General features: G+C 49.0%; 11 protein-coding genes. All 11 read right to left on the reverse strand.

Annotated features, from left to right (window positions below; all coding sequences use genetic code 11):
- Nucleotides 1–14: 14 nt before the first annotated feature.
- The 11 genes from E1757_RS10615 to E1757_RS10665 all read right to left on the reverse strand — a co-directional run bounded on the left by E1757_RS10615 (nucleotide 15) and on the right by E1757_RS10665 (nucleotide 11526).
- A complete protein-coding gene (locus E1757_RS10615; RefSeq protein ID WP_133227596.1) occupies nucleotides 15–638 on the reverse strand; it encodes a histidine phosphatase family protein in 624 nt (207 codons plus the stop codon).
- On the reverse strand, nucleotides 635–2110 hold the full coding sequence (locus E1757_RS10620; protein ID WP_133227598.1) for an FGGY-family carbohydrate kinase: 1476 nt from the start codon (nucleotides 2108–2110) through the stop codon (nucleotides 635–637). The genes E1757_RS10615 and E1757_RS10620 overlap by 4 nt, the downstream gene beginning before the upstream one ends.
- Nucleotides 2111–2151: 41 nt before the next feature.
- Nucleotides 2152–3615, reverse strand: a complete 1464-nt coding sequence (locus tag E1757_RS10625) for an FGGY-family carbohydrate kinase (RefSeq protein WP_165972064.1) — start codon at nucleotides 3613–3615, stop codon at nucleotides 2152–2154.
- A gap of 33 nt (nucleotides 3616–3648) precedes the next feature.
- Entirely contained in the window at nucleotides 3649–4656 is a 1008-nt protein-coding gene (locus E1757_RS10630; protein ID WP_133227602.1) for an NAD(P)-dependent oxidoreductase, read from the reverse strand.
- Nucleotides 4657–4721: 65 nt separating this feature from the next.
- Nucleotides 4722–5492, reverse strand: a complete 771-nt coding sequence (locus E1757_RS10635) for an MgtC/SapB family protein (protein ID WP_133227604.1) — start codon at nucleotides 5490–5492, stop codon at nucleotides 4722–4724.
- Between the two features lie 67 nt (nucleotides 5493–5559).
- A complete protein-coding gene (locus E1757_RS10640) occupies nucleotides 5560–6369 on the reverse strand; it encodes a histidinol-phosphatase (RefSeq protein WP_133227606.1) in 810 nt (269 codons plus the stop codon).
- 15 nt (nucleotides 6370–6384) lie between these two features.
- On the reverse strand, nucleotides 6385–7092 hold the full coding sequence (locus E1757_RS10645) for a glycerophosphodiester phosphodiesterase (protein WP_133227608.1): 708 nt from the start codon (nucleotides 7090–7092) through the stop codon (nucleotides 6385–6387).
- A gap of 325 nt (nucleotides 7093–7417) precedes the next feature.
- Nucleotides 7418–8503 carry a GerAB/ArcD/ProY family transporter gene (locus E1757_RS10650; RefSeq protein ID WP_133227610.1) on the reverse strand — a complete coding sequence of 362 codons (1086 nt, stop codon included), beginning with the start codon at nucleotides 8501–8503 and terminating at the stop codon, nucleotides 7418–7420.
- A 13-nt stretch (nucleotides 8504–8516) separates the two neighbouring features.
- A complete protein-coding gene (locus E1757_RS10655) occupies nucleotides 8517–8726 on the reverse strand; it encodes a hypothetical protein (RefSeq protein WP_133227612.1) in 210 nt (69 codons plus the stop codon).
- A 3-nt stretch (nucleotides 8727–8729) separates the two neighbouring features.
- Nucleotides 8730–9947 (reverse strand): Ger(x)C family spore germination protein, encoded by a 1218-nt coding sequence (locus E1757_RS10660; RefSeq protein ID WP_133227614.1) that lies wholly within the window; start codon nucleotides 9945–9947, stop codon nucleotides 8730–8732.
- 25 nt (nucleotides 9948–9972) lie between these two features.
- Nucleotides 9973–11526 (reverse strand): spore germination protein, encoded by a 1554-nt coding sequence (locus E1757_RS10665; protein WP_342774557.1) that lies wholly within the window; start codon nucleotides 11524–11526, stop codon nucleotides 9973–9975.
- Between the last annotated feature and the right edge of the window lie 92 nt (nucleotides 11527–11618).

Consider the following 11618-nt stretch of genomic DNA (forward strand, 5'->3'; position numbering starts at 1 on the left):
CTCATCCCGTTTCTTTATAAAGTGGTGTGCAAAGAATGAAAGGTCATATTGAAATGATGCAGTTCTACCTGGCTTTCGGTCATTTCCAGCACGGTCACTCCGGCATTGCTTTTCTTCAAGCGTCTATAATGCTGGAAGGGCATCTCTAAAATACCGGCAATAAATAAGCGAATGGCTGTGTTATGACCCACTGCCAAAACCAGCTTGTCCGGATGAAGCTGTGCCTGCTCGCGAAAGAACCGATACATGCGGTCGAACACCTCGGCCGCTGTTTCGCCTGTCCCCCCGGCTCTCACGTGGGTCGGGTCCGATAGCCACGGATTCCACAAAGATGGGAATCGCGATCCGATCTCCTTGCCCTGCACCCCTTCCCAGCAGCCGAAATCGATTTCTGTCAGCCGTTCGTCCTGCTCAATCGACTGTGAGCGGTTCATTGCAATAGGCGCGCAGGTTTGCAGCGCTCTCTGCAGCGGCGAGGAAAACAGAAGATCAAAGGTTGTATGCTGCAAATAGTCAGATACAAGCTCCGCTTGCCTCTTCCCGGTATCGGATAACGAAATATCGGACCGGCCGCAATATCGATTCCCTTCCCGGTTCCATTCCGTCTCGCCGTGCCGGACCAAATAGAATAAAGTCATATGCGTTCTCCCCCTCCTTCCGCATGCAAGTAACCTTTATCTCTAAGCTGCTGTTTAAACTGAAGATAATTGTCATCATATTGCCGGCAAATCGCCTCGCTCATCGGCTCGATCTGTTCCTCCAGCCGCAGCATTGCCTTACACGCTTCCTCCAGATTGCCGTACAGCGTTTGAGAAGCGGCCAGAACGGCGGCTCCGACAGCACCTTCCGTATATCGCATTTTATTTATCGGCCTCCTCAACACACTGCTGCGTATGCTTAACCATACCCCGCTGTTGCTCCCTCCTCCAGCCGTATAAAGATGGTTTACGCGCTCACCCGATAACGACTCAATCATTTCATAGGACAGCCGTTCCAAATAAGCGACCCCCTCCATACGCGCTGCAAACAGCTGCTCCGGAGTCAGCCCTTGCGGATCGAAGCCACGGGCAAGATCGGAGTGAAACGGAAATCGCTCCCCCTGCTGCAAGAGCGGATACGAAATCCATGGAGTTGGAATGACGGCTTCGGCAGCTGCGTTCAGCGCATTTAAATCTGCCTGGGCATAATCTGCAGCGATCCAGTCTCCTCCGGTGTTGCTGGCTCCCCCCGGCATCCAATAACCTTGAGGATGCTTATGGTTATATAATCTCCCCAGCGGATCTTCGATTGCATGTCTTGTCACTCCTTTGACGACCAGCGTCGTACCGATGGTTGTGCTCCAATCGCCGGGGCTAATTGCCCCTGAAGCGATTTGCGATGTGCAGCCGTCTGTCATGCCGGCAACAATCTTGAGCGTTCGCGGCAAACCGGTCAATGCTGCCGCAGCGGTTGAGATTGTCCCCAGAACAGTACCCGGGACTACCACTTTCGGAAACCACTCGCCCGGCAAATTCAGCTTCTCTGTAATATAACCGGGCCACTGACCATGAATGAGATCATAGCCGGATTTCAAGCTGTTGGAATAATCCGTTATCCCCCATACATCGCTTAGCTTCCCGATAATATAGTCGGCCGCATGGGCCCAAATATGGATTTTTTCGGCGAGCTGCGCATGCTGTTCAATAAACCAAACAATTTTGGGAAGTCCCGAAGACGAATTAAACGCTGTATATCCTGCGGAGTCTTCGCTCAAGGCCGCTGCCCTGCATCTTGCAGCCTCTGCCTTGGATCGTGAATCGCTGTACATAATCGCCGGGCTAAGCGGCTCCAAGTTTTTATCGAGCGCAATCATCGTGCCCGATGTGGAAGTTACCGACAAAGCTTCGACCCGGGCATGGGGATAGCGCAGCGTGATATCTCCCGCCAGTTGGTTCAGGCAGGATACCAATGCCGACCACCATTCAGCCGGCTGCTGTTCCTCCCTCGCTCCGCTCAGCGGAAACTTCGACGACCTGGACGAGACCAGCTCACCCGAATCGTTTAAAGCGATCGTACGGACCCCTTGCGTCCCTACGTCTACCCCAATTACAACGGACTGTTTATTTTGCATATGTCTTCCCCCTACCGCCGTCTTGTCCTGTTTCGAATCCTTCATGTCCCCGGTACAACGATTCGGCTTCTCCAATGAAGCCATTGGTCGTACCTGTGATACATATCGTCACGATTCATTTCATTCGAGGCTGTTGCGGCATAGCCGCTATTAACGGCTGTATCCGAGCCGAGACCCAGCGACTCCGTACACAATAAGGCAGCGCCCAGCACCGAGGATTGCTCGTAGCCCGGCTTGATCCGAATTTCTTTGCCCAACAAGGAAGCGAGCATTTTACGGTAATATATACTCTGAAAGCCGCCGCCGCAACCCCATATATAAGCAGGCTGGGCTCCTCCGGCGTCATCGATGACCTTCATTGCCGATTTGATCATACAAGCATTATCCCAAATGCAGGCCAACATAAAATGCGCTCGGCTCAGTTGCTGTGCAAGAGGAACCTTGAAAATCATTCCTCCCAGATCGGAATTGCCCCAATCGGTATCCGTTCTTATAGTCCCCATGCAGGCAATGACTTCCTGATGCTCGACCGAGTGCAGCTCCCGTTCCATAACGTCGTACGGCTCGGACGGGTAAAAAACCCGCTTTAAATGCTGGTAGTTAAGCCCGGTCACTCCGCAATTCGCCTCAAGAATCCATCGATTGGGAGTTACATGGGAATTCGTCCATGATCTATGGAGAGCGTCAGCCCGGTAAGTATCGCATATTTGAACTACCGGCGTCGTTGTTCCCGATACGATGATTACATCGTCAACCCGAGAGGACGTATGATATATGGCTGCTTGCGTATCGGCAGCGCCTACGGTGACACTAGCATCTCTCGAAATCCCTAATGCCTCGGCAACCCCCTTCCTGATTGGTCCCAGAACAGTGCCCGCTTCTTGCAGCGGAGGCAGTATATGGGACGGAAGACCAAGCAAGTCGGCCAGCTCCGTACTCCATTCATTTCTCCGCACATCATACAGCAGCGTTTCTGTTGCCTGAGAAGGCTCGTAAACAAGGCGCCCGCTCAACATATACCCGACCCAATCACTCATACTGCAGAAAGATTGAATTCGCTGCCATAAATCCGGTTGATGCTGAAATATATAAGCCAGCTTGCTGCCGGAGAACAGAGATGAGGGTGTACGCGCTGTACGCTCCTGAATAGCATGCATCACTTCCGCCGAATAGTTGTTTACTATAGATTCGGAGCGGTGATCGATATTGGGCATGCCGTAAAATGGATTTCCGGCTTGATCCATGAGCACAATACCTTGTCTCTGGCTGGTCGAAGTGACAGCAGCAATAGGCACTCCTCCTGCCTGGGCGACCGCTTTTCTCGCCAATCCCACAAGTCTCTCCCAGACAACGGCCGGTTTAAAGTATAATGACCTCGGTATAAACTGCTCTGTCTCATAAATGATATCTTCTCGTTGTACCGCATACACTTGGCCATCCGTATCCGTTACGGCAACCCGCAGATTGCCGGTTCCCAGATCAAACACAAGAATATATTTCTTCATTCGTTGGTCACCTCTCATTTGCTTCCTTAGGCATTAGCTTGAAAAATGTTTGTCGGACAGGATCGATGGATTCACTAATTGCCGTATGGAATGGTTATTCCGTATAAAAAACTCATGAACCGCTTCATTCATAATGACAGCGCCATAATGGTCTACTTCATAAGAAGCGCCGGCAATGTGCGGAGTCGCATACACATTCGGCAAGCGGATCAGCTCATAATCAGAAGCCTGTGGAGGCTCATGCCAAAATACGTCCAGTACCGCACCCGCAATCCTGCTCTCCTTTAAAACGGAATACAGTGCGTCCCTATCCACCACGGAGGCCCGTGCGCTGTTAACCAGAATGGCATCGGACTTCATAAGTCCCAGCAGTTCATGACTGATAATCTTTTCCGTTTCCTGCGTAGCAGGCAGATGGATCGATACGACATCACTTGTCGAAAACAGCTGCTCCGCTGTGCATCGCTTGTATTCCGGATCCGGGTCCTCAGTTAGATAAGGGTCGAAAAACTGGATGTTGCATGAAAATTGCTTCAATAAATGGGCAACTTTTCGACCGACACCGCCAAACCCGACAATCCCTACAGTTCTGCCGCACAATTCATGACCGCGAAAATTCAAATAGGATTCATGTGCGTCCGCCTTCCAGCTCCCCTCCTTCAACCAAAGCTCGCTTTCTCTCATTTTCCGCAAAAACACGATAATGCCGGCCGCCACCATTTCAGCAACCGCCTGCGCATTGCGCGCCGGAGTGTTAAAAACAGGAATGCCCAGACGGGTAGCTTCCGCGATATCGACATTGGATGGAGTTCCTCTGCACACGCCAATAAAGCTTAGCTTCGCTGCATTCATAACTTCAGCATCCACATGATCATGCTCCGTAATTAAGGCATCGGCTCCGGTTTCTTGAAGAAGCTGAATCAATTCCTTGGCATAATAAGCCCGTCCATGCGGTTTCCAGGGCCGAAAATGGATGTTCCCGATAGGATCGAGTCCTTTAAGCGTTGCTTCTGTATAAGGGGCTGTCACTAAAATATTCATGCATTATTCACCTTACCCTTGTTATTCAAACTACGCCGAAACGCAAGCGTGTTTATCAATTGACCTCAACCGTCCAACCCGAAAGGCTTGAAGGGCTTGCCCTCAACGACTATGGGCTTTATCATCTCGATCTCATAAATCTCCGGCATAGCCGCTACTTTATCCATAGCTATTGTCAGCAGGTCGATGCTGCTGGAACGCAGCCTCATATTTAATTCAATCGCAAGCAAGGTTCCATCCTTTTGGGGCGAGTCATCCGTTTGCGTCATTTGCACATTTTTGATTTGAATGCCAAAACTGCTCAGCTCTGCGGCAATTTGTCCGAGGATACCCGGCCGATCGACGATTTTAACTCTTATTTCCTGAGTCCGCCGGTGCAGCATCATATGCTTTTCCCACTTGTTCAGGACGAATAAGCAGATCCATACTAATGTGGTGGCAAGTACGGCAGGATAATAAAAACCGGCTCCTACGGAAAGCCCGATTGACGCTATCACCCAGATCGAAGCCGCGGTTGTCAAACCGCTTACAAAGCTGCCGGTTCGCATAATGGCGCCTGCACCCAGGAAGCCAATCCCGCTGATGACCTGGGCGGCAAGCCTCGCCGGGTCCACCCGGACATTTAATTCATTAACGAATTGATTGAACCCGTGAATCGAGAGCAGCATGATGGTTGCGGAACCGATACAAACCAAAATATGCGTGCGAAGTCCCGCAGCATGGTTATTCAATTCCCTCTCCAGACCAATAACCCCGCCCAATATCATGGATAAACATATGCGGAACGTCAGTTCCAAATGGGTAATATGCCATACGCTTTCTGCCACTTCAAACATCCTTTCACACAGAAACCGGAATAAAAGATTACCGTGTTACAGCAGTGACGGGACTGGCAATCCGTCTCTACAAAGCAATTTTTTGCAGCTGCTTTTGTCTGAAATAAACCCAATGATCGAACCCGATTTCTTTCAGCTTGCTTCGTACCTGCTCAAAATCATCGCCTACCCGCTCCGGCACATGCGCATCGGATCCGAAAGTAACGGGGACACCGAAATATAAAGCGCGCTCAAGTATCGAATCCGACGGATACCATCCGCCGCAATCTTTTGTTTTCCCCGACGTGTTAATTTCTATCGCAACCTGGCACTGTCCGATCACCTGAAGGGTTTGATCGACTGCATTCGTTGGAATGTCGGATATTTCCGGACAAAAACCTTTTAATGCATCGATGTGTCCGAGTATTTCAAACATTCCGCTTCGGGCCGATTGTGCAATCAATCCGAAATACGCCTCCTTTTGCTGCCGCAATTGTTGTTCGTCCAATCCGTCCCAACGGCTTCTGTCGAAAATGGATGTGTCGCCAAGCCAATGAATCGATCCGATCCTATAATCAAAAGGGTATTTATCGTAAACAGCTTTATAAATCTCTGCATGCTCTGCAAAGAAATCCGATTCCACGCCGAGCAAAACTTCGATTTTATCCTTATACGCTTCCTTGAGCTCCAGCACCTCCCGGATATACCGGGGAAACTCGCTTTTGGCCATCGAAATGCTCGGATGCAAATGATCGGAAGCGCTTCCGAAGAACGGAGAATGATCCGAAATCCCAATGATGGATAATCCGCTGCCGATTGCCGATTCGATATAATCCCGAATTTCCCCCTGCGCGTGACCGCACCTTGCATGATGCGTATGTAAATCAAATCGGGTCATGTTCGCCACTCCCATTTAAAGTTCGTTTTCGACAATCGATTTATATAATTCCAAATGATTGGTAGTAATGAGTGCAGAAGGGAATCTCTTGCGCACAAGCCGCATATCTTCCTCGGTATCGATGGGCCATGCAACGAGAATGCAGCCATTATCCTCCATCATTTGGTAATATTCATCGGTTATATAAGGAAGTTTCACAGACATATATTTAGCGTTGATTTGCTTCATATAATCGAATATGTAAGGCATACTGCCTATAAACGAAACGCCCAGAGCAACATCTTTGGACAATTTGCGAAAATTGTTTAAGCAAAAATGGTCTAATGACAGAAGATATACCTGATCCATCATGTCTGTTTTATGGATGGCATCAAGCACGGCCTGCTCCAGGCCACTGTAAAAATTTCCTGTTTGTTTAATGTCAATGTTTACTGCCATTTGCCCTCTGACCAAGAGCAGGGCTTCTTCCAGAGTAGGAATCGTTTCCTCGCCGATTCTAAACTGCTTAAGCTCCTTTAACGTATAATCCTTAATGTAGCCGGAACCGTCCGTCAAACGGTCGAGTGTTGCATCATGCATGAGAACAGGGATGCCATCCTTGCTTAAATGGACATCCAGCTCAAGCTGGGTAAACGAAAGGTCCAGGGCAGCCTGATAAGATTGCAGAGTATTCTCATTATATTTCGCCGGGTAACCTCGATGCGCAATCGCATTTATCTTCACTGGTTATTCTCCTTATCCATAAAAATATCAATCTATTGAATCCGACACTGTTTGTTCTACAAATGAAAGCGATATCAATTCCGTTGTAAACAGGTTTACCTTCGTCATGAACTATTAAAAATAACGGCCACCTCCCATTGTATTCGTGAACAAATGTCCATATATAAGTAATTTGCTCTCGTTTTCCATATAGTAACATGAATGTGTCTACTTTTCAACAACAATTCTAGACCGTTTCATAGTGACATTTTCACTGACGATTGACGCAACATTCTAGTGCTTAACATTCTAGTGCTTAATTACTGTGTTTTGCTTCGGATTAACCCTATGCCCGCTTCCTAATGAACAGGATCGACAACCCTAAGAGCATCAGCGGGACCGCCGCTCCCATTAAGATGTTAAGCGGCACGTATACGCGGAATAGAAAATCCCTGATCTCCTCATGGTTTCTTACGAACAGGAGCGAGCCTACCCCGACCAACCATCCACAAGGTACGACCAAATAACGATATGTCGTCAGCTTAAGCATCTGTGCGGTTCCAAGACAGAGCCCATAATAAAATATGGATATACGGAACATCAGCCCTACGGTCCAGAACAATATGGCAATAGCATCGAACCGATTCAGGATTTCGCCTATTTCAATATATCGAACCTCGGAAAATGTCGGAAACGTCATTTTGGCCGCTTCTAAAGGTCCGAATGTTGCAATGGGACCCGTAATCGGTCCGAGAAAGAAAATCAGATTGACGAAGGCTGCTGCAACGTTTACTTTGAGAAGCTTGGCAGGCTGTTGAACATAAGGAAGCACCATTCCCATGATTGCAAATTCTCCCAACCATCCCATCACCGACAACGCTCCTAAACCGACGGGTGCGGCGCCTCTGCTCATGATGGGAAGCAGATTGGAGTAATCCTTGCTGCCCATTGTCATAAATGCTACAAACATGGCCGTGACAACCAGTATAGGCAGCATGATTTGATTCATCCTCGCTATCGTCTCGAGCCCGAGGAATACGGTGTAAGCGCATAGAAGAACAATGACGACGATAAAAGCGGGCAGCGGGGTTTCCACCATGATCAGTTTATAGGTTTCCGCAAAAAGACGTACTGCCAAAACGGTCATGATCCAGAAATACAACAAGTAGATTGCGGCAGCTATTTTGCCGGGCCACGAAAAGCGGAGGCACAAAATTTCTACTATCGTAAGCCCGGGGAAGCGCTGTGACAGTCGGGTCAGCCCGATAATTCCGAGGAGTCCGAGCAGGGTACCTATTATCCCTGCAATCCAGCCGTCCTGTCTGCTCTGACTGATGACCAAGGTCAATATAATTAAATGTCCCATAATAGTAAGACTCGTAACGGTCAGCATGGCGGATTGGTTATTACTGATTTTACCGGACTCAATCATAGCTGGGCTCCTCCTACCAGGGAATCAACGATAACATGATCTTTGCGACAGATGGAACGGGAAAGCGATAAATGACGGCGACAGCCCCTGTTACCGCCAGAGCGGTAATGAGAGCTTGGGCAAGCACCGTTTTGAATTGTTTGTTTTGAATTAAAAGACGGCAATGCGTACCTGCCGAACCTGCTGCAAGTATAACAACGAATGTGCATAATACCAGTTGCATAGGTCACCTCGACTCATCCGTCTGCAGAGGGTCCGTAATCAAGCCGTAACGTCCGATAGCAGCCGAGATTTTCACATGAACCTTCATGTTTTTTAAGCCGTCTTCTCTCCAGTCAAGCTTTAGCCTGTCCCATTCCCGGGGATATTTCTTGTAGATGACGTCGCCGAATTGAAAAATATCGGCGCCCCACTCCTTTTGGCCTTTTTGCAGCGCTTTATCAATATTCTTCCTTATTTCTTGCTCCAACAAGCCGTTCCATATTTCGATCTGCTTGGAATTCAAATGAATGCCAGGGCAAGTGATTTCATCAATTTCCGCATTGGCGTTGATCGTTACGTCCATTTCCAGGCTTCCATTGACGATTTTCGGCGACTTCCGTGACAATACCTTCGTAAATTGCAGGTTGACCGTACCGGCTTCGTTTTTCGTGCAAGGGATCTCCACGATTCCTCCTTTTACTTTATCGAGTAAAAACAATACGCCGCGGGTTTCTTCCTTGTTCATCCAGCCCGCAAAACGGTTCTGTCTAAAAACGGCCGCCCCTCTTATGCTCACAGCGGGGGTTTTCTCGTTGTTTTTCCGAATTTCCACTCCTTTTTCTATGGAAGGGCTGATTTCACCCGTTATGTGATCCCTCGTCTCGCTGGACATGTCTTGAGCGAAATGCGCGACATCGTTGACGAGCGTCATCGCTGTTTTTTGACTCAATCTGATGATGCCGCGCACTTCGGCCCCCATACTTCCTTGCAGGTTAGGCTTCAATGCAATAATTTCCGACGCTTTTCCTTTGGTGACAAGCAACTCTATATTGTTGCGGAACTCGTGCTGTCTCAGCATAATATCGAGGGCTGGCACCATCTTCTCCTTTGCCGCCTCTTGCCCGACAATAATCGCCTGCAGATGCGACCAATATATTTTTTTAGGGAGGGCGCTCGATAGTTTGCGTATCGAATCGTACAGACCTTTCCCGGTTGAAGTAGCTACCAGCACAGGAGGCTCCATACGTCCGGTCCCCTGCATCCCTCCTGAGGAAACCACCGGTTGAACGATCAATGCACTCACATGAAAATTGCCGGACGCGTCAAGATCAATCCCGAGCATCGTAATGATCGCCAATTTATTGATTTCGTAGCTGCTCCAGCAGCCTGTAAGTAAACTGATGATAAGCAAGAGGGATAACAAGCCGGAGCAGGAACGAGTACGGAGCAATCGTTTGTTCATCTATTACCTCCATCTAGAGCCGCCTTTACGGCTCGGGCGGTAAAGGCGGCTCGTTATTGCTTCGCTGCAAATTATTGTCGGCCAAGACAGGGTTTCGTTTTTTCATCGACCACCAGGGGGCACGGATAAGCACGTCCTTCCAGCCTTCTTTGGCGCTAGGCGTTACCGGAGACAAATACGGAACGCCGAAAGATCGAAGACTGCACAAATGCGCCAGAAGTAGCATGAGTCCGACCAGAATGCCCATTAGACCGAAAAGTCCAGCCAATATGAGCATGGGGAAATTGCCGTAACGGAACACCTGCATAAAGGAGTAATTCGGCAGGATGAACGTAGTCAAGGCTGTGAGAGCGACGACGATAACCATCAGCGCCCCGACCAATCCCGCTTGTACGGCGGCTTGACCGATGACGAGCGTTCCGACGATCGTGACGGCGTTGCCGACCGCTTTGGGCATGCGCAACCCCGCTTCCCGCACCACCTCGAAGGTTAGCTGCATGAACAGCGCTTCTATCATAACCGGGAACGGCAGATCCTCTCTGGAGCCAGCCACGCGAATGAGCAGAGGCGTCTGCATGACATCCTGATGTATCGTCGTGACGGCGACATAAAAAGCTGGAAGCAGCATCGCGATGATAGCTCCGAATACCCGGATGAGTCGAATAATGGAAGCGGTATAGAAGCTATCGTAGTAGTCCTCGTTCGACTGAAAAAATTCTACAAAAAGAGCCGGCACAGTCAATACGAACGGAGTGCCGTCCGTTACTATGGCGACTTTGCCTTCCAGCAAGTCTCCGCAAACCCGATCCGGACGTTCGGAATTATAAATGGTCGGGAAAGGAGAATACGGTCCGTCCGCGATCAATTCTTCGATATAGTTGCTTTCGAGGATGGCGTCGATATTAATGTCGGTCAAACGCCGGCGCACTTCCTCAACGATGCTTTCCTCGGCAATATCTTCAACATAGACGATAGCCAGTCGGGTATGCGATTGCTTGCCTACCGTCAAATATTGGACTTTTAAGGAAGAAGATTGTATTCTTCGCCGCAATAACAAAATATTCGTGTCGATCCGTTCGACGAACCCTTCCCGTGGACCGCGTACGACTTGGTCCGTGTTCGGCTCTGCGATGGATCTCCCGTTGCTATTGGCTGTCGGGAACATAAAAACGGAGTGACATTCTTCCAAAAGAAGAATGGCGCAGCCCGATAAAATGCCGCTGATTACCGTCCGGGCGTCCTTGACATCGGCAACCTTGCCCAGCAAAAACCGGGTGCTTAATACGTTCAGCAGATGGGTCGGATCCGGTTTCGCCGCTGATTCCGACAACAGTTCGAACAGCACCCCCTGAACTTCTGAAAGAGCTTCATTAGAGGCTATTTCCTTCAAAAAAACAAGCGTTCCCTTACCATATCCACGGTTCAACGGCTGAAAAACGATGTCATCGCAATATTGAAACCTCTGTTTCAGCACCTCTATCGTTAAGGGCGTATCTGAGCGATTTGTCTCGATTAGCTGTCGAGTCTTTATATTTTGCGAAGCATTTCCAAACAGCGGCCATTTTTTCACGTTCGGCACACCTCCGATCCCTCATCTCGTTTGATAGCATTTCCAATTCACGAATAACTATGTAAAAAATGGACAGTCATAATCACCATAATACAAATACG

The organism is Paenibacillus piri (assembly GCF_004354045.1).
GTDB classification, from domain to species: domain Bacteria; phylum Bacillota; class Bacilli; order Paenibacillales; family NBRC-103111; genus Paenibacillus_S; species Paenibacillus_S piri.